Origin of the sequence: Teichococcus oryzae (assembly GCF_008386565.1) — a bacterium.
Taxonomy (GTDB): Bacteria; Pseudomonadota; Alphaproteobacteria; order Acetobacterales; family Acetobacteraceae; genus Pseudoroseomonas; species Pseudoroseomonas oryzae.
This window is the reverse complement of the sequence record NZ_VUKA01000002.1, coordinates 182,577-206,718: the sequence shown is the minus strand read 5'-3', so window position 1 is coordinate 206,718 and position 24,142 is coordinate 182,577. Positions and strand designations below refer to the sequence as shown.

Below are 24,142 nucleotides of genomic sequence, written 5' to 3'. Positions count from 1 at the left end.
TGACATCACCGCCAAGCACGGATCATGCGGTCGAACAAAGGCATGGGGCATGCCCCGCCCGCAATGTGACGGATCGTGCCCTATGCCGGCGCGCCATCGGGAAAGGCGGCGCGCATCAGCGCCCTTGTATAGTCGGCGGCGGGCGCGCGCATCACCGCATCGGCTTCCCCCGTTTCCACCACGCTTCCGCCCTTCAGCACCATGATCCGGTGTGCCATGGCGCGCACCACCCGCAGGTCGTGGCTGATGAACAGGTAGGCGAGGCGGTGCCTTGCCTGCAGGCCGCGCAGCAGATCCACCACCTGCGCCTGCACCGAAACGTCGAGCGCGCTGGTCGGCTCGTCCAGCACCAGCAGGCGCGGCTGCAGCACTAGAGCGCGGGCGATGGCGACGCGCTGCCGCTGCCCGCCGGAAAATTCATGCGGGTAGCGCTGCGCCGTGGCGGGATCGAGCCCGACTTCCTCCAGCGCGGCGGTGACCCGCTTTTCCCGCGCCGCGCGGGACAGCTCGGGCGCATGCACCGCCAGCCCCTCGCCGACGATTTCCGCCACGCTCATGCGCGGCGACAGCGAGCCGAACGGGTCCTGGAACACGACCTGCATGCGCGCGCGCAGTGGCCGCAGCGCCCGGCGCGTCAGGCCCTGGATCGGCTGGCCCTCGAACCGGATCTCGCCTTCCGAGCGTTCGAGCTGCAACAGTGCCAGACCCAGCGTGGTCTTGCCGCTGCCGCTTTCGCCCACCAGCCCGAGCGTCTCGCCTTCGCGCAGCTCGAGCGACACGCCATCCACCGCCCGCACCGCGCCCACCTGGCGGCGCAGCAGGCCGCGGCGGATGGGGAAATGCACCTTGACCGCCGAGGCCTCCAGGATGCGCGGCGCGTCCGGCGCCACCGGGGCGGGGCGGCCGCGCGGCTCGGTGGCCAGCAGCATCCTCGTGTAGTCGTGGCGCGGCGCCGCCAGCACCGTGCCCGCCGGGCCCTGCTCCACCACCTCGCCATGGCGCATCACCACCACGCTGTCGGCATGGGCGCGCACGATGGACAGGTCATGGGTGATCAGCAGCATGGCCATGTTGAGCCGCCGCTTCAGCTCGCCCAGCAGGTCGAGGATCTGCGCCTGGATCGTCACGTCCAGCGCCGTGGTGGGCTCATCCGCGATCAACAGCTTCGGGTCATTGGCCAGCGCCGCCGCGATCATCACGCGCTGGCGCTGCCCGCCGGAAAGCTGGTGCGGAAAGGCATCCAGGCGCTCGGCCGGGCTGGGCAGGCCGGCGCGCTCCAGCAGCTCGATGATCCGCGCCCGCAGCGCCGCGCCGCGCAGCGGCCGGTGCAGGCGGATGGCCTCGCCCACCTGGCGCCCGATGCTGTGCAGCGGGTTCAGGCTGGTCATCGGCTCCTGGAACACCATGCCGGCGACGCCGCCGCGCAGCCGCCGCAGCTCGGCCGGGCCGGCGCGCAGCACATCGGTGCCGTCCAGCAGGATGCGGCCCTTCGGGTTGGCGCCGGCGGCCGGCAGCAGCCGGAGGCAGGACAGCGCCGTGACGCTCTTGCCGCTGCCGGATTCGCCGACCAGCGCCACCGTTTCCCCCGGCTTCACCGCGAAGGACACGTCCCGCACCACCGTCTGGCCGCGAAAGGACACGGACAGGTCCTCGACGCGCAGGATGCCGGTCATGCGCCGGGGGCTCCGCCCCTGGACCCCGCCGGGGTGGTTGAACCACCCCGGACCCCGACATCTGATGGCGCCGGTACTGAACGGTTGGCGCGGCGGCGGGGCGGGAGAAGGTTTATGATCATGGTCTCCGTCAAGGCTGGCACTGCATTGGCGGGGTGATGCGCAGGAATGTCGGGGCCTGGGGTGGTTCAACCACCCCGGCGGAGCGAGTCCGGGCAAGGCGGCGCCTTTCCTGGTCCCGGCCAATCGTCATCGCGCGCCCCCCGGCAGCTTGCGCGGATCGAATGCATCCCGCACCGCCTCGCCCACGAAGATCAGCAGCGTCAGCACGCCGCCCAGCACCACGAAGGCGGTAATGCCAAGCCAGGGCGCCTGGAGGTTGTTCTTGCCCTGGCTGACCAGTTCCCCCAGCGAGGGGGAGCCGGGCGGCAGGCCGAAGCCCAGGAAGTCCAGGCTGGCCAGGATGGTGACCGAGCCGGACAGCAGGAAGGGCAGAAAGGTCAGCGTCGCCACCATGGCGTTGGGCAGGATGTGGCGCCACATGACGCGCGTGTCGGACACGCCCAGCGCCTTGGCAGCGCGGACGTAATCGAGGTTGCGGCCGCGCAGGAACTCGGCGCGGACCACGCCGGTCAGCGACATCCAGGAAAACAGCAGCAGGAACAGCAGCAGGGTCCAGAAGCCCGGCTCGATGACGCTGGCCAGGATGATCAGCAGGAAAAGCTGCGGCATGCCGGACCAGATCTCGATGAAGCGCTGGAAGCCGAGATCCACCCAGCCGCCGTAATAGCCCTGCACCGCCCCGGCCGCGACGCCGATGACGGAGGAGGCGATGGTCAGCGCGAAGCCGAACAGCACCGAAACGCGGAAGCCATAGATCACCCGCGCCAGCACGTCCCGCGCCTGGTCGTCCGTGCCGAGCGGGTTCTTCCAGGAGGGCGGGGACGGTGCCGGCTGGCCGAGGTCGCGGATGATGGTGTCGTAGCGGTAGGGCAGGGGCGGCCACAGCACCCAGCCACCCTTGGCCGCGATCTCCTCCCGCAGGGCGGGATCGTGCCACATGGCGGCGGTGGGGAAGCCGTCCTCGATGATGTCGCTTTCGGCGTATTCCACCGCGACGGGGAAGAACCAGCGATCCTCGACCCGGGCCAGCAGCGGGCGGTCATTGGCGATCAGTTCCGCGAACAGGCAGCACAGGAACAACAGCAGGAAGACCCACATCGACCACCAGCCGCGCCGGTTGGCGCGGAAATTGGCCAGCCGGCGCTGCGTGATCGGGCGCATCCAGGCCGCCCGGCTCATCGCCTGGCCTCGAAATCGATGCGGGGGTCGATCAGCGTGTAGGTGACGTCGCCGACGATCTGCATGACAAGGCCCAGCAGGGTGAAGATGTAGAGCGTGCCGAACATGATCGGGTAGTCGCGCCGGATCGCCGCCTCGAAGCCGAGCAGGCCGAGCCCGTCCAGCGAGAACACGATCTCCACCAGCAGCGCCCCGGTGAACAGGATGCCGATAAAGGCCGCCGGGAAGCCGGCGATGATCAGCAGCATGGCGTTGCGGAACACATGGCCGTACAGCACGCGGTTCTCGTCCGCCCCCTTGGCGCGGGCGGTCAGCACGTATTGCTTGCCGATCTCCTCCAGGAAGGAGTTCTTGGTCAGCATGGTGAGGCCGGCGAAGCCGCCGATCACCAGTGCCGTGGTCGGCAGCACCATGTGCCAGGCATAATCCAGCGCGCTCTGCCAGAAGGGCCAGTCGGCGCTGCCGGAGGAGCCGAGCCCGCGCAGCGGGAAGACCTGCAGGAAGGAGCCGCCGGCGAACAGCACCACCAGCAGGATGGCGAACAGGAAGCCCGGCACGGCATAGCCCACCAGCACCACGCCCGAGGTCCAGGCATCGAAGCGCGTGCCGTCCCGCACCGCCTTGTGGATGCCGAGCGGAATGGAGACGAGATAGATGATCAGCGTGGACCAGAGGCCGAGGCTGACGGAGACCGGCAGCTTCTCCAGCAGGAGATCGATCACCTTGCGGCCCTGGAACAGGCTTTCGCCAAAATCGAAGGTGAGATAGCCCTTCAGCATGGTCCAGAAGCGTTCATGCGCCGGCTTGTCGAAGCCGAAGGCCCGCTCGATCTCGGCCACCACGGCGGGGTCCATGCCGCGCGCGCCGCGGTAATTGCCGGCGGGCCCGTCACCGCCCTGCGGGCTGGCGGTGAACTCGCCCTGCCCCTCGCCCGAAACGCGGCCGATCACGGTGCCGCCCTGGCCGCGCAACTCGGCCAGCATCTGCTCCACCGGCCCGCCGGGGGCGAACTGCACCACGACGAAGTTGATCAGGATGATGCCGAACAAGGTCGGCACCAGCAGCGCCAGGCGCCGGAGCAGATAGGCGCCCATGCGCTACACGATCCCCGGGCCGGTGGGCGGCCGCATCTAGTTGGCGGTGCTGCGGTCGGCGGGCAGGGCGCGGTCGCGCGCCGCATCCACCCACCAGCTCTGGATGTCGAGCGCGTAGCGCGGATTGCGCTCCGGCTTGCCGAACTTGTCCCACCAGGCGAGCCGGAAGGAGCGGCTGTGCCAGTGCGGGATGACGTAGTGGCCCCAGAGCAGCACGCGGTCGAGCGCGCGGGTGCGGTCGATCAGCGCCTGCCGGTCGGGGGCGGACACCACCAGCTCCACCAGCGCGTCGATGATCGGGTCGCTGATGCCGATGGTGTTGCGGCTGCCCGGCTCCTTCGCCTTGGCGGAGGTCCAGAAATCGCGCTGCTCATTGCCGGGGGACAGGCTTTGCGGGAACACCTCGGTGGTCATGTCGTAGTCGAAGGCATCCATCCGCACCTGGTACTGCGCCGGATCGACGGTGCGCGGCCGCGCCTCGATGCCGAGCCGCTGCAGCGCCTGGATATAGGGCAGGGCGACCCGCTCGAAGGTGGGGCCGTTCATCAGGATCTCGAAGGTGAAGGGCTCGTTCTTCTCGTTGACGAGGCGGCGCTCCTTCACCGTCCAGCCGGCTTCCTTCAGCAGGGCCAGGGCACGGCGGGCATTTTCACGGTTGGCATTGCCGCCATCCGAGCTGGGCACGCGGAACTCCGTGGTGAACAGCGACTCCGGCAGCCGGCCGCGGAAGGCCGACAGCACCATCAGCTCCCCCTCGGAGGGCAGGCCCGTCGCCGCCAGCTCGGAATTGGAGAAATAGGAGGTGGTGCGCGTGTAGGAGCCGTAGAACAGATTGGCGTTCATCCACTCGAAGTCGAACACCAGCCCCAGCGCCTCGCGCACTCGCACATCCTGGAAGATCGGCCGGCGCAGGTTCATGGCGAAGCCCTGCATGCCGGTCGGCAATTCGTGGCGGATCTCCTCCCGCTTCACCTTGCCGGATCGCACGGCGGGGAAGTCGTAGGCGGTGGCCCAGTCCTTGGCCACGTTCTCGGTGCGCAGGTCGATCTGCCCGGCCTTGAACGCTTCCAGCGCCACGGTGGTGTCGCGGTAATATTCGTAGCGCATCACATCGACATTGTGCGTGCCCCTGCGGGTCGGCAGGTCGCGGCCCCAGTAATCGGCCACGCGGCGGTAGGTGATGCTGCGCCCCGGCTCAAAGCTCTCGATCCGGTAGGGGCCGGAGCCGAGCGGAACGGTGAGGCCCGGCTGGGCGAAATCCTTGTTCGCCCACCAGTGCTGCGGCAGCACCGGCATCTGCCCCAGGATCTGCGCCAGCTCGCGGTTGCCGTTGCCGCTGAAGCGGAAGGTGACGCGGTGGTCGCCTTCCGCCACCACCTCGGCCACGTCGCCCCAATAGGCGCGGTAGAAGGGGCGCCCGCTTTGGCGCAGGGTGTTGAAGGTCCAGGCCACATCGGCGGCGGTGATCGGCTTGCCGTCATGCCATCGGGCCTTCTCGTTCAGGATGAAGGTCACGCCCCGGTTGTCGCGCGGCAGCTCCGCCTGGATGGCGATGTGGCCGTATTCGGTGGATGCCTCGTCGCCGCTCGGCACCATCAGGGTGTCATAGAGGAGGGTGGTGCCGACGGCGGGCGTGCCGCGCAGGATATAAGGGTTGAAGCTGTCGAAGCTGCCCAGCGCCGTCAGCGTCATGCTGCCGCCCTTGGGGGCCTCGGGATTGACCCAGGGCCAGTGCTTGAAATCGGCCGGCAAGGCGGGCTCGCCCAGCAGGGACAGCGCATGGGTGCGGCGCGGCGCTTCCGCGGCGGCTGGTGCCGCCTCGGCGGCAGGCTGGGTCGCGACCTGCGCCTGGGCGCGGGTCAGCATGGAGCCCGAGGCGAGGGCAAGGCCAGAGGTCAGCAGATGTCGGCGGCGCATGGCCCTAGGATGAGGGTTCCGCCCGGCCGCGACAACCATCCCGTGGCGACGCTTGCGTTTTGCAATGCGCCAGCGCGGTGAGGCATGGATATGCTGCCCTTGATGTTGATTTTTGTTGTATGAACTCAACCCATGAGTTTTTAGAGTGAGGGCTGGGCGTGGCTGTTGTTCGTTCGGGCACCAGGTTTTCGATGGATTTCGCCGCCAGCGATATCGGCGGCTGGGCCTGGCTGCTGCCCACGATCCGCAGCCCCGACCGCTTCGCGGGCGATTACCGGGTGGCCGGCAATCCCGGCGGCTTCACGGAATTCCTCGGCCGCGACATCGCCTATGACTGGCAGGGGCTGCCGGTCAGCGGAACGGTGAACGCCTACCGCGAAAGCCAGGATGGCGCGCTGATCGTGGAGGTCAGCAACCTTTCCATTTCCGTCCAGCAGCTGAATTCCTGGACGGTGCGCAACGCCACGGACGAAGCGATGCGCACCATGCTGGCCGGGCCGGACCACATCACCGGCTCCCCCTTCGGTGACCGCCTCCGTGGGTATGGCGGGGATGACGTCATGCTGGGCGGCGCCGGCGATGACATGCTTCGCGGCGATGCCGGAAACGACCTGCTGGATGGCGGAGCGGGCCGGGATGTCGCGGTGTATGACGGGGCGGCGGCCGATTACGCCGTGATCGTCGCGCCCGGCGTCACGGGCGTTGTCGCCGCCCGCCCCGCGCAAAGGCTGCAGGACGGGATCGACAAGCTGCTCTCGGTGGAGGTCCTCGGCTTTTCCGGGGGCTGGGACGTCCAGGCGGTCGGGCCCGTCAATTTCCGGCCGCTATCCTACATCGCCTCCCATCTCGATCTGGGCATGGCCTTCGGGCTCGATGCCGGGGCCGCTTTCGATCATTACCTTTACCATGGCTGGGACGAAGGGCGGGCGGTCAGCTTCCTGCCCCTCAGCTATGTGGCCAGCCATGCCGACCTGATGGCGGTGCTGGGAGCCGATGCCGATGCGGGAGCGCGCCATTTCATCCAGGCCGGCCGGTCGGAAGGCCGCCATGTCGGCTTTGACGGGCTGGACTACATCGCCGCCTCCAGCGACCTGATCCGCGCCTTCGGCACCGATGCGGAGGCGGGGGCCGGGCACTACATCCAGTTCGGCCGGATGGAAGGCCGCCCGACCCATTTCAACAGCCTGGACTACATCGCGTCCCACCACGACCTGATCCACGCCTTCGGCACCAACCAGCAGGCCGGGACGCGGCACTACATCGCGAATGGATGGCAGGAAGGGCGCAAGGTCAGCTTCGACGGGCTGGGCTACATCGCCTCCCACCGCGACCTCGCGCTGGTGCTTGGCACCGATGCGGAAGCCGGGGCGGTGCACTACATCCGCTACGGAGCGGCCGAGGGCCGCGCGACGCATGATTTCGACGCGCAGCAATACTTGGCCAATTATGCCGATCTGCGCGCGGTCCTCGGCGCCGACCAGCACCAGGCGACCCTGCACTGGATCCGCCACGGCCTGGCGGAGGGCCGCAGCGACGACTTGTTCGGCTGAACGGCAATGGGCGGCGTAGCGCTCAGCCCAGCAGCGCCACCGCTTCCGGCAGCAGGGCGGGATCGCCCACCGCGATGACCTGGCCCGGCCCGTCCAGCCGCAGCGGCTGGCCCTGCCAGTCGGTCATGGCGCCGCCGGCGGCTTCCACCACCGGCGCCAGCGCCACCCAGTCCCAGGGCTTCAGGTCGGATTCCACCACGATGTCCACCAGGCCCAGCGCCAGCAGGCCATAGGCATAGCAATCGCCGCCCCAGGTGACGCGCCGGCAGCTCTGCTTCAGCCGGGCGAAGCGCGGCGCTTCCGCCGGCGTGAACATCTCGTGGCTGGTGCAGGACAGCTCGGCCTCGGCCAGGGCGGCGCAGCGGCGGGTGTGCGGCGTGCCGCCCATCGGGCTGCGGAAGCGCAGGCCTTCCCCGGCGGCGCCGATCCAGCGCTCCCCCGTCGCCGGCTGGTCGATCAGGCCCAGCACCGGGCGGCCATGGCGCATCAGCCCGATCAGCGTGCCGAACACCGGGCGTCCGGTGACAAAGGCGCGGGTGCCATCGATCGGATCGACCACCCAGACGAACTCGGCCCCGGCGCGCTCCTCCCCGTATTCCTCACCGATCACGCCGTGATCGGGGAAGCGTTCGGCCAGCAGGGCGCGGATGGTGCGCTCGGCCGCGCGGTCGGCCTCGGTCACCGGGCTGGCATCGCCCTTGGCCTCGACCAGCAGGCTGGAACGAAAAAGGGGGCGGATCACCGCCCCCGCCGCATCGGCCGCCGCCTCGGCGGCGGCGATGAGGTCCTGCATCACGGGAGCGGCTGCGGGCTGTCCGACAGCGAGCGCAGATAGGCGACCACGTCGGCGCGCTGCTTGACGTCGCGGATGCCCGCGAAGGCCATGCGGGTGCCGCGGATGGCCTTGGCCGGAGCGGCCAGGAAGGCGTTCAGCGACTCGTAGTCCCACGGCTTGTCGGCCAGCGCCTTCATGGCCGGGGAATAGTTGAAATTGTCCAGATGGCCATGGTGGTTGCCGACCACGTTGTACAGGTTGGGGCCGACCTTGTTGGCGCCGCCCTGTTCAAAGGTGTGGCAGGAGGAGCAAAGGCGCCCCGCCACCTGGCGTCCCGTATCCACGCTGGCGGCGGCCAGCAGCGGCGAAACCGCCTCCAGCTCCGGCTCGGCGGCCGGTGCGGCGCCCGTGGTTTCCCCCACGCCCTCAATGGTGATCGCGGCTGTTTCCAGGCGCTTCGGATGAATCACCGTTTCACCGACGAAGCCCGCCACCATGAACACGACGCCCGCCGTCAGAACGGCCGCGAACGCCTTGTTGACCTCCAAGCTCATGCTGCAGACCTCATCCCTGAACGTAGTCGTCCACGATCCAAACCGACCGGAGGGCGCATTTGCACGCGACCTTGGCCTCCACTAGAAGCGCAGGGACCATAAGGGGTGGCGGCTGGCGCATCAATACGCTGCGCCGCACGCTCGGCCCGAACCCAGCATGGATGACCCGCGCAATGATCGATGGCGGCAAAGGTGTGATCGCTTTCCAGGGCGTGCCTGGCGCTTATTCCGATCTGGCGTGCCGCAGCGCCTATCCCGGCTGGAGCACCTTGCCCTGTGCCTCCTTCGAGGCGGCGATGGAGGCGGTGCGCGAGTCGCGGGCCGATCTGGCCATGCTGCCCTGCGAGAACTCGCTGGCCGGCCGGGTGCCGGACATCCACCGCATGCTGCCCGATTCGGGCCTGTTCGTGGTCGGCGAGCATTACCAGCGCGTCGAGCACTGCCTGCTGGCGCACAAGGGCGCCACGCTGGAAGGGCTGAAGCGCGCCCACAGCCATCCCGTGGCGCTGGGCCAGGTGCTGAACCTGCTGCGCGAGCGCAAGCTCCAGCCGGTGATCGAGGCCGACACCGCCGGCGCGGCCAAGCAGCTGGCGGAAGCGCACAGCCTGGAGGACGCCGCCATCGCCTCCTCCCTGGCCGGCGAGATCTACGGGCTTGAGATCCTGCTGCGCAATGTCGAGGACGCGGCGCACAACACCACCCGCTTCTATGTCATGGCGCGGCAGCCGCGGATGCCTCCGGTCGGGGCGCCGGACTCGGTCACCACCTTCGTGTTCCGTGTCCGCAACATCCCCGCGGCGCTGTACAAGGCGCTGGGCGGCTTCGCCACCAACGGCGTCAACATGACCAAGCTGGAAAGCTACATGCTGGACGGCCATTTCACCGCGACGCAGTTCCTGTGCGACGTGGATGGCCATCCGGAGCACCCGCCGCTCAAGCGCGCGCTGGAGGAGCTGGCCTTCTTCTCGCGGGAGCTGAGCATCCTGGGCACCTACCCGGCGCATCCCTACCGCCTGGGCCAAGCCGCGACGCAGGCCGCGGAATAACGGGGAGGGGCGCGCGCCCCTCCCCCCTTCGCATCCCCGGCTCAGGCCGGCTCCTTTTCCCGCTCGGCCATCATCGCCTTGAAGGCGGGGCGGGACTGGCAGGCGGCGATCCAGGCGCCGACCGCCGGGTATTTCGCGAACAGGCCGGCATCGGCCTGGGCGTAGCGCAGGATCTCGGCGGTGTTCAGGTCGGCCACGGTGAAGCGGCCGCCCACCAGCCAGCCACCGCCCGCCCGCAGCGCCGCTTCCAGCGCGGCGAGGGGGCGCGCCAGCGTGGCCGCAGCCGCCTCGGCGCGGGCCATGTCATGCTTCGGGCCGGCCGGGCGGTGGGTCTGGATCTGCAGGCTGAACGGCTCCACCTCGGTCGCCGCCCAGAAGCCCCATTGCGTCATCAGCGCATCCTCGGCCGCGTCGCGCGGGGCAAGCTCGCCGCCATGCTTGCGGGCCAGGTGCAGGTTGATCGCCAGCGACTCGAACAGCACCAACCCGTCATCGACCACCACCGGCACGCGCCCGTTCGGGTTCAGCTTCAGGAAATCGGGGGAAGCGGTGTTGAACGGCGCATCCGCCGCCCGCGGGTCCGGCAGGCGGTAGGACTGGATCACCGGCACATGCTCGAAGGGAATGCCCAGTTCCCGGGCCAGCCACACGGTGCGCGTCGCGCGGGAACGCAGCACGCCATAGATCTTCAGCGCCATTCTCGGCCTTTCCTGCCTGCATCGGGAAGGCCAGCCTGCTCCCGCCCGCCCCCGGCGGCAACACCCCTCAAGGCGCCGGGGAAGGGGGGCCTCGCCCCGCCTGGCGCTTTCTGGCAAGCAGGACGCTCCATTCGCTTCGGGAGCCCGGCATGGCCGACATCGCCATCGACATCGGCGGAGAAACCTTCCACGCCTTCTTCGAGGACAAGGACGCGCCGCAGACCTGCGCCCGCTTCCGCCAGCTCCTGCCCTACCAGGACCGCATCATCCATGTGCGCTGGAGCGGCGAGGCCTGCTGGATCCCGATGGGCGACCGGGACCTGTCCATCGGCTATGAGAACGCCACCTCCTATCCGGCGCCGGGGCAGATCATCGTGCATCCGGGGCAGATCACCGGCGTGTCCGAAACGGAGATCCTGGTGGCCTATGGCCCCTGCTGCTTCGCCAGCAAGGCGGGGCAGCTCGCCGGCAACCATTTCCTGACCATCCGCGAAGGGCTGGACCGGCTGGCCACGGTGTGCCGCTCCGTGCTGTGGGACGGCAACAAGCCGATCGTGTTCCGCGCCGGAAGCTGAGCCGCCCGCCTCAGCGGAGCTTGCGCATGAAGCGGTGCGGGATGCCGGCATCGAGGTATTCCCCGCCTTCCGCCGCATAGCCGAGCTTCTCGTAGAACGGGATGGCGTGGGTTTGCGACTCGAGCACGAACTCACGCACCCCGGCCAGCGAGGGCTCAGCCTCGATCGCCCGCATCAGCGCGGCGCCCGTGCCGGTGCCGCGCGCTTCCCGCCGCACCGCGACGCGGCCGATCTTGGCCGTGGCACCCGCATCCTTCAGCAGCACGCGGGCGGTGGCGACCGGCCGCCCGTCGCGCAGCGCCAGCAGGTGCAGGGCGATGTCGTCATGCTCGTCGATCTCGATGTCGGCCGGCACGTTCTGTTCCCGCACAAAGACGTCCATGCGGATCTCCATGCAGGCGGCGCGCTGTTCGGGCGCCGTGGCGCGCCCGATGGTCAGGGTGGTGCTCATCCCCGGGGGCATGCACCGAAGCGGCGCCGTGGAAAAGGGGAGGGGCGCCCCCTGCGGCCGAACCCGCATCATTTCCCCCTGGCTCAGCGCGAGGATGAGCGGGTGATCACCGACAGCGCCGCGGCGCTGAGGGAAAGCTGCCCCAGCGTTTGCGTCAGGTCGCGGATGAAGCCCCAGGTCTCGTAGGGGCTGGGGTCCTGCGGCACCACCACCAGGCTGCCCGGCGGGATGGGCGGCCCGCCAGCCTGCCAGGCGCCGAGCCCGGCCGGCACGCTTTGCCCGTTCGGCAGCACCACAAAGGCCCGCGCCCCGTCGGCGAAGCGCTGCGCCCCGCCCGAGGCGCGGACATATTCATTCGCCTTCCAGCCCGTGGTGAACTGAAGGCTGCCGGGGTTCAGCACGGCGCCCACCACCGTGACCTCGTTGGGGCGCTTCGGGATGGCGATCAGGTCGCCCGGCTCCAGCAGCACGTCGAGTTCCGGCCGGGCGGCGAGGATGACAGGGTTGGCCTCCACCACCATGCGGCCGGCGGCGCGCGCCTCGCGCAGCGCGCCGGCCATTTCCCGCCCCGCCGTGATGGCGCCGCCGAGATCGAGCCCGCCGGCCTTGCTGCCCGCCACCGCCTGCCCGGCGGCGACCTGGATCAGGCTCTGCTCCAGTTCCCGCGCGGTGCGGTTGAAGCCATCCTGCTGCTTCTGCCGGACGCTTTCGCGGGAAAACACGGCACCATAAGGATAGGCCTGCGGCGACAGCCCGCCGGCCCGGGCGATCAGCTCCGACAGGCGCTCGCCCCGGCGGATGTCGTAGATGCCCGGGCGCAGGAACTCGCCCATCAGCGTCACCGGGCCGCTGTCGCGGTCGCCGAAGCCGCGCGGGATGCGGATGCCGTCGCGCGGGGACAGCCGCACGGCGGCGAAATTGCCCGAGCGCAGGTCCAGCAGGGTGCGTTGCAGGGCGATCGCCCCGGCCTGCTCCAGCGGCTCGCGCGAAAGCTCCACCGCCGACAGGTCCGCCGTGTCGGTGTGCCCGCCCGCCGCCGCCAGCACCTGGTCCAGGCCGGTGTTGTCCAGGATCGGATACAGCCCGGGCAGCCGCGCCTCGCCCGACACCAGCACCGCCTGATCCAGCAGAAAGGGCAGCAGCGCCGGGTAGTCCAGGAACACCTGCGGGCAGGGCGGCGCGCCGAGATCGGGGAAGCCGGCGCCACGCACATGGGCGAAGCGCACGGGGGAGGAGCGCGCGGCGATGGCCAGGGATTGCAGCGCCGGGCATTCGGCGGCGGCCGCCATGGCCCCGGGACCGGCCGGGGCCAGCTCGCCGCGCAGCGCCCGCTGCACCGGCGGGCTGGCCAGCCACAGCACGTCGGTTTGCGACAACAGGATGACCTCGTCATCCTCGCGCAGCGGCAGCTCGGCCTGGCCTTGCAGGAGCCGGCCCAGGTCGAAGGCGCCGAAGCGCCGCACCCGGGTGGCGGGGTCGACCCGCCAGACCGCGCCCAGCCGTACATAGGGGTCGGGCCGCACCAGCCGCGAATCGGCCAGCAGCGCCCGCAATCCGCCGCCATGGGCGGGGCGCAGCATGGGCTGCGCCACATGGCCGACCACCCGCACCTGCCCGGCCGCCACGTTCAGCGCCGCCTGCGCCACCACCGCGTCGCCCCGCCGCAGCCGGGCCTGGAGGCCGATCTCCGACAGGCTGCGGCGGCCGCCATTGTCGGTGCCGTGCAGCAGGAAGCGGTTGCCGGCGGGGCGCAGCGCTTCCCCCGCCAGCCGCAGCAACGCCGCCAGAGGCTGCGACGCGGTGCCGGCGGGCAGCTCATAGATGCCCGGCCGCGTCACCTCGCCGGCCATGGCGATGGTGGGGCCGAGCGGCGGCACCACCACCCGCTCGCCTTCGCGCAGCCGCAGGTCGGGCTGGCCCGGCTCGGAGCCGATGACGCTGTAAAGGTCGATCACCCGGCTGCCGCGCGGCCCTTCCACGCGGATGGCGCGCAGGGAGCCGCTGCGCTTCACCCCGCCCGCCTGGGCCAGCACGTCCAGCACCGAGGCCAGGGCGGGCAGGGATTGCAGGCCGGGCCGCACCACCTCCCCCGCGACGAACACGCCGATCTGCCGCAGCTGCCCCACGGACACAAAGGCTTCCGAACCGCCCAGCTCGCGCGCGACCCGCTCCTCGATCTCCACACGCAGCTCGCGCAGGGCGCGGCCGGCGGCAGGAAAGGGAGCGAGGTCGGGCAGCAGCACCGTGCCGTCCCGGGTGATGCGCAAGGTCTGGTTCTGCCGCGTGCGGCCGCGGATCGACACCAGGATCTCGTCGTCGCGGCCCAGGATGTAGTCGTCAGGCAGGCCGCCCGATGCCGGCGGGGCGGCCGGCGCAGCCAGCAGGTCGCGGAAGGTGTCGTAGCCGAATTGCCGCAGCGGCGGTCCCGGCGGCAGCCCGGTGGCGTCCAGCCTGGTGGCGAAAAAGGCTTCCACGGGGGAAAGCGGATCAGCCAGGGGCTGCGGGAAGGGCGGAACCGCCGGGCGCTGCGGAGGCGGCGCCGCCCCGCTGGGCAGGGCCTGGGCCGGCAAGGGCGGAGCGGCCGGCATGGGCGCGTCGCGGGGGCCCGCGGCCTCCATGATCCGCTGCATGATGTCCTGCTGCAGGGCGGGCGGCAGGCTCGGCAGCGGCATGCCTCCCGGCAGGGGGACCGGCAGGGTGGAAGGCAGGGCAGGCGGCGACAACCATGGGCTCGGCACCGCGCCGCCCGGAGCGGGCTGGGCATGGCCCGGCGCGACCTGGCCCGCCAGCAGCATCCCCGCCATCAGCAGGCGGGCGAGGCGCGGCGGCCGGAAGGCCCGGGATGCGGCCGGCGCCCCGTTCTGGAACAGCCTGGCCGATGCGGCGGGGCGGGACACGATTTCGACGCCACCTTGATGATCGAGCTGCGTCATGCCGCTCGCAAAAACGTGATTGTTATCTTACCATTTCGTTTATGGTGATCCAAGAACGCAATTCACCCAGGGCGCGAATGCTACTGATGGTCGATGCCGCGCGGCGGATCGGCCCCCGTCCGCTGGCGTTCTATGCGCTGCACCGGCTGAGCCACGCCGCCGGCCTGCCGCAGCGGCGGCTCCGCGCGGCTCCCTGCTCATGGCCGGCCGGCGACCTGCTTCCGACGACGCTGCCGCCTCCGCCGCTGCTGACGCCGGGGGACATGGCACGGCTGCGCGCCGCGCTGGCCGCCCTGCCGCCCGTCCGTTGGCACGGCTCCTTCGATGCCACGGCGCCCGCCATTGGCATGGACCTGTTTCATCCCGGCGATGTGCGTCCGGTATGGGAGGCCAACCGCCTCGGCTGGGTGCCGCTGCTGGTGCAGGCCGCGCGGCTGTGGCCGGAGGAGGGCCACCGCGAAGCCCTGGCCGCGCGGCTGCGGGAATGGAGCCTGGCCAATCCCGCCTTTCGCGGCCCCAACTGGGCCTGCGGGCAGGAAGCGGCGCTGCGCGTGCTGCATCTGGCCCTGGCTCTGGTGCTGGCGGGCAATGCCGGGCATCCGCCGGACGCAATCCGGCACCTGCTGCGGCGCCATGCGCGTCGCATCGCCGCCACCCGCGCCTATGCCCGCGCGCAGGACAACAACCATGCGATCAGCGAGCCTGCCGGCCTGCTGGCCTGCGGCTGGCTACTGGGTGAGCGCCGCATGGCGCGCGGCGCGGCGCGGGACCTGTCCGCGGCGCTGGCGCGGCTGGTGGCGCCGGATGGCGGCTTCGCGCAGCTTTCCACCGGCTATCACCGGCTGCTGCTGGACACCCTGTCGGTGGTCGAGCTGTTGCGCCAAGCCCTGCGCCAGCCCCCCCTGCCGTCGCCCTTCGCCACCCGCGCCATGGCGGCGGCGCGCTGGCTGGCGCGGCTGGTGGCGGATGATGGCGGGCTGCCGCGACTCGGCCACCAGGATGGCTCCGCCCTGGCCGACCTGTCCTGCTGCGGGGAAGCGGATGCGCGGGGCAGCGCCGAGCGGGCGCTGCGTCTGTTCGCCGGCGAATCGGCCGGCTTCGGGGCGGAGCCGGGCTGCCTCTGGCTCGGCCTGCCCGCCGCACCGGCCATGCCCCGCCCGGCCGCCTGGCGGGCCAGCGGCAGCATGGGCTGGGAAAGCGCCGGCGCCCGCGCCCTGCTGCGCGCCGGCCCGCTGCGCTTCCGCCCCGGCCAGGCCGACCTGCTGCATTTCGAATTGTGGGACGGGAGCCGGCCGATCCTCGCCGATGGCGGCACCGGCGCCTACAACCCGGCCGCGGCGGAGCGCTGGTGGCTGGATTACTTCCCCGCCGCCGCCGCGCACAACACGATCACCTTTGACGGGCGGGAGCCGATGCCGCGCCTGTCCCGCTTCCTGCTCGCCCGCTGGCCCCGCCTGTGGGCGGTGGCGGGGGGCGCGGCGCTGCGCGACATGCATGGCAACGGCCACCGCCGCGCCATCCGCGCCGAAGGCCGCGTCTGGACGGTGGAGGACGAGGTTTCGGGCCGCTTCCACAGGCTGGAGCTGCGCTGGCGCCTCGGCCCCGGCGCCTGGCGGCTGGAGCCGGATGGGGCCAGCGGGGCCGCGCGGTTGCGGCTGGAAGCCGACGCGCCCTTTCTCCTGGCGCTGGAGCAGGGCTGGGAAAGCCCGGCCTATGGGGTGGTGCGGCCCTGTTCGGTGTTGGTGGCGCGCATCGCCGCGCCGGTGCGGCAGTTGCGCACCACCGTGATGTTGCCGTGACCGGCACGCCGCGCTGATGCCGCTCGACCAGCTTCTGCGGGGCGTGCTTCGGCTGTGGCGCTGGCTGCTGCCAGCGGTGCTGCTGCTGCTCGGCGCCGGCGGCGCGCTGATCCTGAACTGGCCGCGCGCCCATCTGGCCGAGGCGGTGGTGGCGCCGGCGGAAACCAGCGGCGTCGCGGTGTCCACGCTGATCTCGGCCAATGCGCTGTCCCCCGGAAGCCTGCTGGACACGCGGCCCAGCGGCAATTTCGCCATCTACCTGTCGGCGCTGCGCAGCCCGGAAGCGGCGGCGATGCTGGCGCGCGACACCGGCATCCTGACCGACCTGGCAGCGCGGCAGGCGGCGGGGCCGCTGGCGCCGGTGAAGCAGGCCCTCGGCCTGAACCGCGCCCCGGACGCGGATGACGTGGAACGCTGGCTGGAGCGCAACCTCGCCGTGACGCAATCCCTGGCCTCGGTCACCTGGACCCTGGCGCTGGCGCATCCGCGGCGGGAGGCGGCGCTGGATACGCTGCTGCGCCTGCACGCCTTCGCCGAGGCACGGGTGCGGCAGGACCTGCTGGCCCTGGCGCAGCGCCGCATCGCCGCCCTGGAGGCAAGGCTGGCGCAGGAGCGGGACATCTACCTGCGCACGCCGATGTTCGAGCTGCTGGCGCAACACCAGCGCGTCGCCCTGGTGTTGCGCGCCGATGAGGTGGTGGCGGCCCGCCTGGTGTCGGGCCCGGGCGCGCCGCTGCGGCCTTCCCTGCCGAACCGGCCGCTGCTGCTCGCCCTGCTGGCGGTGGCGGCGCCGCTGGCCGGCCTGTTCCTGGCCGGCTGCTGGGTGCTGCTGCGCGGTTCCCGCCATTCCGGGGGAAGCCGTTGGCCGGCTTCCGGCGCGGCGCGTGGCGAGGTTCGCCGGGATGCCCCCCCGGATGCCGCGCGGGCACCTGGCCGATGAAGAACGGGCAACCGCTGGGCGCCATCCGCGTCGATGCCGCAGGCATCGGCAGCCTGGCCGGGCTGGCGGGCGCGGCGCTGCATTTCGCCGGTGCGCTGAAATCCACCCCGCCGGGCGCCGCCTTGCCGGTGGACCTCACGCTGCTGGCCGCCGCGCTGCTGCCGCCGCTGCTGGCGGTGCTGCTGCTGACCCGCCGCTGGTGGCTGCATGGCGCGCTGGCCCTGCCGCTGGCGGGCGCCGCGCTGCTGTGGCTTTGGCTGGTGCTGGCCGGCGTCTGGAGCCGCTCGGCGGTGATCCTGCCGCAGAAGCTGCCGGAAATCGTGCTGGTGGCGCCGCCGATGCTGGTGGCCGGCATGCTGCTGGGCGCCGATGCGTCGGCCCGGCGCTGGCTGGTGCGGGCCACGCTCGGCGCCGGCCCGCTGGTGGCGGCGTCGGTGGCCTGGGGGCTCGCCACCGGCAACATCGTGCTGGGCGGCATGGTGGGTGCCCAGCCCGACCTGCTGCGGGTCCAGTACCAGCTGGCCGGGCTGGCCATCGCCTGCGCCGCCGGGCTCGGCGCGGTGCGCATCGTGGAGGCGCCGGCCTGGCCGTCCCGCCTGTTCTGGAGCGCCTACACCCTCGGGCTGGCCGCCGCTGCCCTGCTGCCGGGCGGCCGGATGGGGCTGATCTCGCTCGGCCTGTCGGTGCTGCTGACGCCGGCGCTGCGCTGCTGGTCCGCCGGCCGCACCGGGCTGGCGCTGCGCTGGAGCCTGGCGGCCGCGCTGGCCGCCATGCTGGGGGCGGGGCTGCTGCTGCTGCAATTCCAGGCCATGGAGGGGCTGCGCACGCTGGAACGGTTCACCGAAGGCGGGATGGAAGCCTCGGCCCGGCCGGCGCTGTGGCGGGCGGCGCTGGACTGGGCGGGCGCGGCGCTGCCGCTCGGCCTGGGAACGGGCGGCTTCACCATCGCCGCCGGCCATGGCGAGCGGCGCGGCCTTTATCCGCACAACCACGCGCTGGAAGCCTTCGCCGAGGGTGGGCCGCTCGGCCTTGTTCTGTGGCTGTGCTGCTTTGGCGGCGGGGCGGTGCTGCTGCTGCTGCGGGCGCGGCACGCGGCGCCGGCGCGGGTGGCGCAAATCGCCGCCCTGGTGCTGCCGGTGGGCCTCGCCGCCATGGTTTCGACAGATCTCGGCAACCGGATGGTCTGGTTCGCCCTGGGTCTGGCGCTTTCAACGGGAATGGTGGCGAAGCGTGTTGCATGAAGGCTGGTACCGCCGCCGCGGCAAGCGGCTGGTGGATGTGGCGGGTGCCTTGCTCGGCCTCGTGCTGTTGTCGCCCCTGCTGCTGGGCACGGCTGTGGCGGTGCGGCTGGCGCTGGGGCGCCCGGTGCTGTTCCGGCAGGAACGCGCCGGGCAGGGGGGCGGCCCCTTCACCCTGCTGAAGTTCCGCTCCATGCGGGATGGCCCCGGGGAGGACGCGGCGCGGCTGACGCCCTTTGGCCGCCGGCTGCGCGCTTCGGCCCTGGATGAGCTGCCGCAGCTGTTGAACGTGCTGCGGGGGGAGATGAGCCTTGTCGGCCCCCGCCCGCTGCCGGTGGCCTATGCCGCGCGCTATTCCCCCCGGCAGCGGCTGCGCCTGATGGCGCGGCCGGGACTGGCAGGCATCGCTCAGGCGGCGGGGCGGAACGCCCTGCCCTGGGAGGAGCGGCTGGAGATGGACGCGACCTATGCCGAGGCGCTGTGCTTCCGCACCGATTGCCGGGCGCTCCTGGGCACGTTCGGCATCCTGCTGAGCGGGCGCGGGGTTCATGCGCCCGGCCATGTCACCATGCCTGATTTTCAACCTTTCATTGATAATTCTCCGGAAAAGTCCAGCAGAAAATAGTAACTTCTGGTTGATTTGTTGACTTGTCGGATCATCCGGAACCTGTTTCGCTAGTGTCATCAATTCAGCGTGAAGCAGGTCATGGTGGCCATCTCCCTCCGCAGCGGCAGCGACGATCGGCAGCGGGCAGGGGATGCTTCCGCCACGGCGGTGCTGGTGTTCCCGAACCGCTCCCACCCCGCCAAGGCGCCAAGGCTGCGCCTGCACCTGTCCCCGCCCAGCCTGGTGGGGGGCGAGCTGGCGGTGCTCAGCCGGACCCTGACCGATGGCTGGATCGCCCCCGCCGGGCCGGTCCCCGAGCAGTTCGAGCAGGCTGTGGGGGAGGCGGCGGGCTTCGCCCACACCGCCGCCGTCGCTTCCGGCACGGCCGCGCTGCATCTCGGCTTCCGCGTGCTGGGGGTGGAGCGCGGCGACGAGGTCTGGACCCAGAGCCTGACTTTCGTGGCGACGGTCGCGCCCGCCGTGCAGATGGGCGCCCGCCCGCGTTTCCTGGACGTTTCCCCCGAAAGCTGGACGCTGGACCCCAACCTGCTGGAGGACCAGTTGCAGAAGGCCGCCACCAAGGGCCGCCTGCCGCGCGCCGTGGTGCCGGTGGACCTGTATGGCCAGCCCTGCGACCTGGACGCCATCCTGGCGGTGTGCGGCCGCTGGGGCGTGCCGGTGCTGTGCGACAGCGCCGAGGCGCTGGGCGCGCGCTACCGGGACCGCCCGGTGGGCAAGGGCGCGGCGCTGGCCGCCTTTTCCTTCAACGGCAACAAGATCATCACCGCCGGCGGCGGCGGCGCGCTGGTGTCGGACGACCCGGCGCTGATCGCCCGCGCCCGCCACCTGGCCACCCAGGCCAAGGAAACCGCGCCGCACTACCAGCACGAGACCACGGGCTATTCCTATGGCCTGTCCTCGGTGCTGGCGGCGGTGGGGCTGGCGCAGATCGGCGCGCTGGAAGCCCGCGTCGCGGAACGCCGGCTGGTGTTCGACCGCTATGCCGAGGCGCTGTCGGGCCTGCCCGGCGTCAGCCTGATGCCGGAGCCCGCCTGGGCGCGATCCTCCCGCTGGCTGTCGGTGATCCAGATCGACCCCAAGGCGTTCGGCACCACGCGGGAAGCGGTGCGGCGCGCCCTCGACGCCGCGCAGATCGAGAGCCGCCCGGTGTGGAAGCCGCTGCACATGCAGCCCGCCTTTCGCGGCGCCCGGTTCCATGGCGACGGCCTGTCGGGCCGGCTGTTCGAGCGCGGCCTGTGCCTGCCCAGCGGCAGCATGACCGCCGAGGAGCAGGCGCGGGTGACCGATGTCATCCGCGCCTGCTGCAAGGGCTGAGGACGCCATGCGCCTGCTTTACCTGCACCAGCATTATTCCGCGCCCGAAGGCGCCACCGCCACGCGCAGCCATGCCCTGGCCCACGCGCTGATCCGGCGCGGCCATTCCGTGACGCTGGCCTGCGGCCGCTATGAGGGGGCGGTGACCGGGCTGGAGGGCGGGTTCCGCCATGGCCGGCGCGAAGGCGCATCGGAGGGCCTGCGCTTGGTGGAGTTCGACATCCCCTGCGGCAACGCCCAGGGCTTCGCCGCCCGCGGCGCCGCCTTTGGCCGCTACGCCGCCCGGGCGGCAAGGCTGGCGCTGGCGGGCGAGTGGGACCTGGTGATCGCCTCCTCCACGCCGCTGACGGTGGCGCTGCCGGCGCTGCTGGCCCGCCGCCTGCGCGGCACGCCCTTCCTGTTCGAGATCCGCGATCCCTGGCCGGAGCTGCCGCGCGCCATGGGCGGCGTGCCCGGCTGGGCGCTGGCCGGCATGGAGCACCTGGCCAACGCCGCCTGCCGCCGCGCCGCTGCCGTGGTGGCGCTGAGCGAGGGCATGGCGCAAACCGCGCTGAACCGCGGCGCCGCACCGGAGCAGGTGCATGTGGTGCCGAATGGCTGCGACCTCGACCTGTTCGGCCCGCACATCCCCGCCTGGCGCCCTGTGGAGGCCGCGCCGTGGGAGATGCTGGCTGTCTATGCGGGTGCGCATGGCCGCGCCAACGGCCTCGAACAGGTGCTGGACGCCGCCGCCCTGCTGATGGCGCGCGGCGAGCACCGCATCCGCCTGCTGCTGGTGGGGGAGGGCAGCGAGAAGCCGCGCCTGCAGGCCGAGGCCACGGCGCGCGGGCTGCACAACGTGTCCTTCATGCCGCCGCTCGGCAAGCGCAGGCTGGCCAGCCTGCTGGCCGGGGCGCAATGCGGCATCCATTGCCTGGCGCCGGTGGCCGCCTTCGCCGAATGGACCGCGCCCAACAAGCTGATGGACTACCTGGCCGCCGGGCTGCCGGTGGTGTCCAACCTGCCCGGCCAGGGCGAGCGGCTGCTGGCGTCGCAGGGCCCGATGGGTCCCTGCGGAATGGCCACGCCGCCGGGTGATGCCACCGCCCTGGCGGATGCGCTGGCCTGGATGGCGGCCAATCCTTCGCAGCGCCTCGCCATGGGCCATGCGGCGCGGGACCAGGCGGTGCGCCGCTGGGACCGCCGCCTGCTGGCCCGCCATTTCGTCGCCGTCGCGGAAGCGGCCGCGCGACCTTCTCCCCTGCCATCCCTGGTTGCCGCATGAGCCTGCCCGAACTGCACCTGGTCGCCGCCGCGCGGCCCAACCTGCCGAAGCTGGCGGCGCTGTGGCATGCCCTGGCGGCGCAGCCCCGCTTCTGCCGGCCGGCGCTGCTGCACACCGGCCAGCACCAGGACCCGGCGATGTTCGGCGCCCATCTGGCCGATCTCGGCCTGCCGCAGCCGGACGTTTCGCTGGGCGTGCTGGCGGGTGGCGGCCACGCGGCGCTGACCGGCCACACCATGATGGCCTGCGCCGAGCTGTGGTCGCGCCGCCGCCCGGCCCTGGTGGTGGTGGCGGGGGATGTGGATGGCACGCTGGCCGCCGCCCTCGCCGCCCGCAAGCTCGGCATCCGGGTCGCGCATCTGGAGGCGGGGCTGCGCTGCGGCGACCGCGACATGCCGGAGGAGATCAACCGCCGCGCCGTTGATGCCATCAGCGACCTGCTCTGGGCGCCGGATCACGACACGGCCGCCCGCCTGGTGGCGGAAGGGCACGATCCCCGCGCGGTGCGCGCCGTCGGCAACGCGATGATCGACACGCTGCTGGCCCGCCTGCCCGCCGCGCTGGCGCAGGAACTGCCGCAGGGCCTGGGCGAGCATCTTTCCGCGGGCGGCTATGGCGTGGTCACGCTGCACCGCGCCGCCAATGTGGATGACCCCGCCGCCCTGTCGGTGCTGCTGGCGGCGCTGTCCCGCGTCACCGCGCGGCTGCCCCTGGTCTGGCCGGTGCATCCGCGCACGGCGGTGCGGCTGAAGCAGTTCGGCCTGGCCGTGCCGCCGGGGGTGCGGGTGCTGCCGCCGCTCGGCTACCTGGATTTCGCCGGGCTGCTGGCGCGCGCCTGCCTTGTCGCCACCGACAGCGGCGGCGTGCAGGAGGAGGCGGCGGTGCTGGACGTGCCCTGCCTGACGCTGCGCCCCTCCACCGAGCGCCCGGCGACGCTGCGATGCGGCGCCAACCGCCTGGTCAGCGCGGCCGCCCTGCCGGAGATGGTGGGCGAGGTGCTGGCCGGTGGATGGCCGGCGACCCAGCCCATCCCGCTGTGGGACGGCATGGCCGGCGCGCGCATGGTGGCGCATCTGCGCGAGGTGCTGGAGCCGCCGCCCACCCCCGTCACCCTGCGCGAAGCGGTGGCGGCGGCCAGCGCCTTCGCCGCCGGCCGGCCGGCGGTGGCGTTGCAGGGCGGGCATTGATGCCCGGTTCCGCCACCGCGCCGCTGGTCTGCATGCTGTCGGCGGCGCATCCGCCGGCCGATGTGCGGGTGGTGGCCAAGGAAGGCGCGGCGCTGGCCGAGGCCGGCTGGCGCGTGCTGCATCTGTGCCCGGCCAACGGCGCCGCGGCGCCGGGCAGCCATGCCGGCGTCGCCATCCGCACCTATGCCCGGGGCGGCGGCTGGCGCGGGCGGCTCGGCAACATCCCGGCCCTGGCGCGGCGCGCGGCGGCAAGCGGCGCCGCCGTGCTGCATGCCAGCGAGCCGGATGCCTGGCTGGCCGCCATCCTGGCCGCCCGGCGCAGCGGCGCGCGCGTGGTGCTGGATGTGCATGAGCATTACCCTTCCCGCCTCGACGGCCGGCTGCCGAAGCCGCTGCGGCCGCTGGGCCGCGCCGCCATCCGGCTGGCCTGCCGCGCCCTGTCGCGCCGCGCCGACGCGGTGGTGGTGGCCAAGGACGGGCTGGATGGGGACTTCGCCGATCCGGCCCGCATCGTTCCCGTGCGCAACTACGCGGCGGCGGAGCCGGTGGAGCCGCGCCGGCACGGGCCGGGGCCGCTGACGCTGGTGCATCTGGGCGCGCTGGGCCGGTCGCGCGGCGCCCTGGAGATGCTGGAGGCCCTGGCGCTGTGCCCCGGGGAAACCCGGCTCAGCCTGATCGGCCGCTTCACCGACGGGTCGGAGGCGGATTTCACCCGGCGCGCCGCGCAGCTCGGCCTGGAAGCGGCGGTGGCGCGGCATGGCTGGATGCCCCACCGCGCGGCGCTGGACCTCGCCGCCACGGCCGATATCGGGCTGGTGCTGTTCCAGCCGGGGGTGGAGAACCACCGCCTCGCCCTGCCGCATAAGCTGTTCGACTGCATGCTGGCCGGCCTGCCGGTGATCGCCCCCGCCTTCGCGGAGGAGGTGGCGGCGGTGATCCGCGAGGCTGGCTGTGGCCTGCTGGTGGACACCGCCGACCCCGCCGCCATCGCCGGCGCGGTGCGCGAACTGGCCGATCCGGGGCGCCGCGCCGCGATGGGCGCCGCCGGCCGCGCCGCGGCGCTGGGCCGCTTCGGCTGGGGGGCGGAGGCCGCGCGCCTGGTCGGGCTGTACCGGCGCCTCGCCCCGCTGCCGGATGAAGCCGCCGCATGATCGGCGGGGGCGCCACCCTGCCGCGCCGCGCCGCCGGTTCCCGTGGCGGCCGC

The 24,142-nt window shown here is 72.2% G+C and carries 20 protein-coding genes; 11 read left to right on the top strand and 9 right to left on the bottom strand.

Annotated elements, in window-relative coordinates; translation table 11 throughout:
* Positions 1-80 precede the first annotated feature (80 nt).
* From F0Q34_RS07055 to F0Q34_RS07040, 4 genes are all read right to left on the bottom strand, one after another.
* Complete coding sequence (locus tag F0Q34_RS07055) at positions 81-1,673, bottom strand: ABC transporter ATP-binding protein (RefSeq protein WP_149811465.1); 1,593 nt, start codon at positions 1,671-1,673, stop codon at positions 81-83.
* A gap of 249 nt (positions 1,674-1,922) precedes the next feature.
* Positions 1,923-2,957: an ABC transporter permease gene (locus tag F0Q34_RS07050; RefSeq protein ID WP_149811464.1), complete on the bottom strand. Its 1,035-nt coding sequence runs from the start codon at positions 2,955-2,957 to the stop codon at positions 1,923-1,925.
* 14 nt (positions 2,958-2,971) lie between these two features.
* Positions 2,972-4,069: a microcin C ABC transporter permease YejB gene (locus tag F0Q34_RS07045; RefSeq protein WP_149811463.1), complete on the bottom strand. Its 1,098-nt coding sequence runs from the start codon at positions 4,067-4,069 to the stop codon at positions 2,972-2,974.
* A gap of 36 nt (positions 4,070-4,105) precedes the next feature.
* Entirely contained in the window at positions 4,106-5,986 is a 1,881-nt protein-coding gene (locus tag F0Q34_RS07040) for an extracellular solute-binding protein (protein ID WP_149811462.1), read from the bottom strand.
* Between the two features lie 191 nt (positions 5,987-6,177).
* Here F0Q34_RS07040 and F0Q34_RS21740 point away from each other — a divergent pair, with 191 nt between their 5' ends.
* Positions 6,178-7,536, top strand: a complete 1,359-nt coding sequence (locus tag F0Q34_RS21740; protein ID WP_161600789.1) for a calcium-binding protein — start codon at positions 6,178-6,180, stop codon at positions 7,534-7,536.
* A gap of 22 nt (positions 7,537-7,558) precedes the next feature.
* Here F0Q34_RS21740 and hisN read toward each other — a convergent pair whose 3' ends face one another.
* Complete coding sequence (gene hisN / locus F0Q34_RS07030) at positions 7,559-8,329, bottom strand: histidinol-phosphatase (protein WP_174242014.1); 771 nt, start codon at positions 8,327-8,329, stop codon at positions 7,559-7,561.
* Positions 8,329-8,865, bottom strand: a complete 537-nt coding sequence (locus tag F0Q34_RS07025; RefSeq protein ID WP_149811460.1) for a c-type cytochrome — start codon at positions 8,863-8,865, stop codon at positions 8,329-8,331. Before F0Q34_RS07025 ends, hisN begins: the two co-directional genes overlap by 1 nt.
* 173 nt (positions 8,866-9,038) lie before the next feature.
* Between F0Q34_RS07025 and F0Q34_RS07020 the strand changes: the two genes are divergently transcribed.
* Entirely contained in the window at positions 9,039-9,911 is an 873-nt protein-coding gene (locus F0Q34_RS07020) for a prephenate dehydratase (RefSeq protein ID WP_149811459.1), read from the top strand.
* 41 nt (positions 9,912-9,952) lie between these two features.
* Here the strand turns inward: F0Q34_RS07020 and F0Q34_RS07015 are convergent, their stop codons facing one another.
* Positions 9,953-10,609, bottom strand: coding sequence for a glutathione S-transferase family protein (locus tag F0Q34_RS07015; protein ID WP_149811458.1), 657 nt, complete (start codon positions 10,607-10,609; stop codon positions 9,953-9,955).
* A 149-nt stretch (positions 10,610-10,758) separates the two neighbouring features.
* Here F0Q34_RS07015 and F0Q34_RS07010 point away from each other — a divergent pair, with 149 nt between their 5' ends.
* Positions 10,759-11,184 carry a DUF3830 family protein gene (locus F0Q34_RS07010; protein ID WP_149811457.1) on the top strand — a complete coding sequence of 142 codons (426 nt, stop codon included), beginning with the start codon at positions 10,759-10,761 and terminating at the stop codon, positions 11,182-11,184.
* A gap of 10 nt (positions 11,185-11,194) precedes the next feature.
* On the opposite strand, the gene F0Q34_RS07005 is transcribed toward F0Q34_RS07010, so the two are convergent.
* Both F0Q34_RS07005 and F0Q34_RS07000 read right to left on the bottom strand, forming a co-directional pair.
* Complete coding sequence (locus F0Q34_RS07005; RefSeq protein WP_149811456.1) at positions 11,195-11,635, bottom strand: GNAT family N-acetyltransferase; 441 nt, start codon at positions 11,633-11,635, stop codon at positions 11,195-11,197.
* An 83-nt stretch (positions 11,636-11,718) separates the two neighbouring features.
* Positions 11,719-14,568, bottom strand: a complete 2,850-nt coding sequence (locus F0Q34_RS07000; protein ID WP_241665373.1) for an SLBB domain-containing protein — start codon at positions 14,566-14,568, stop codon at positions 11,719-11,721.
* A gap of 86 nt (positions 14,569-14,654) precedes the next feature.
* On the opposite strand from F0Q34_RS07000, the gene F0Q34_RS06995 reads away from it, so the two are divergent.
* From F0Q34_RS06995 to F0Q34_RS06960, 8 genes are all read left to right on the top strand, one after another.
* The gene (locus F0Q34_RS06995) at positions 14,655-16,367 is read left to right on the top strand and encodes a heparinase II/III family protein (RefSeq protein WP_241665372.1); all 1,713 of its coding nucleotides are present in this window, start codon (positions 14,655-14,657) and stop codon (positions 16,365-16,367) included.
* 16 nt (positions 16,368-16,383) lie between these two features.
* A complete protein-coding gene (locus F0Q34_RS06990; RefSeq protein WP_149811454.1) occupies positions 16,384-17,307 on the top strand; it encodes a hypothetical protein in 924 nt (307 codons plus the stop codon).
* Positions 17,304-18,548 carry an O-antigen ligase family protein gene (locus F0Q34_RS06985; RefSeq protein ID WP_149811453.1) on the top strand — a complete coding sequence of 415 codons (1,245 nt, stop codon included), beginning with the start codon at positions 17,304-17,306 and terminating at the stop codon, positions 18,546-18,548. Before F0Q34_RS06990 ends, F0Q34_RS06985 begins: the two co-directional genes overlap by 4 nt.
* A complete protein-coding gene (locus F0Q34_RS06980; protein ID WP_206667963.1) occupies positions 18,538-19,170 on the top strand; it encodes a sugar transferase in 633 nt (210 codons plus the stop codon). The genes F0Q34_RS06985 and F0Q34_RS06980 overlap by 11 nt, the downstream gene beginning before the upstream one ends.
* Before the next feature lie 69 nt (positions 19,171-19,239).
* A complete protein-coding gene (locus F0Q34_RS06975) occupies positions 19,240-20,487 on the top strand; it encodes a DegT/DnrJ/EryC1/StrS family aminotransferase (RefSeq protein WP_241665371.1) in 1,248 nt (415 codons plus the stop codon).
* Positions 20,488-20,494: 7 nt separating this feature from the next.
* Positions 20,495-21,751, top strand: coding sequence for a glycosyltransferase family 4 protein (locus tag F0Q34_RS06970; RefSeq protein WP_149811452.1), 1,257 nt, complete (start codon positions 20,495-20,497; stop codon positions 21,749-21,751).
* A complete protein-coding gene (wecB, locus tag F0Q34_RS06965; RefSeq protein WP_149811451.1) occupies positions 21,748-22,938 on the top strand; it encodes a non-hydrolyzing UDP-N-acetylglucosamine 2-epimerase in 1,191 nt (396 codons plus the stop codon). The genes F0Q34_RS06970 and wecB overlap by 4 nt, the downstream gene beginning before the upstream one ends.
* Positions 22,938-24,089, top strand: a complete 1,152-nt coding sequence (locus F0Q34_RS06960) for a glycosyltransferase (protein WP_161600788.1) — start codon at positions 22,938-22,940, stop codon at positions 24,087-24,089. Before wecB ends, F0Q34_RS06960 begins: the two co-directional genes overlap by 1 nt.
* Positions 24,090-24,142: the final 53 nt, after the last annotated feature.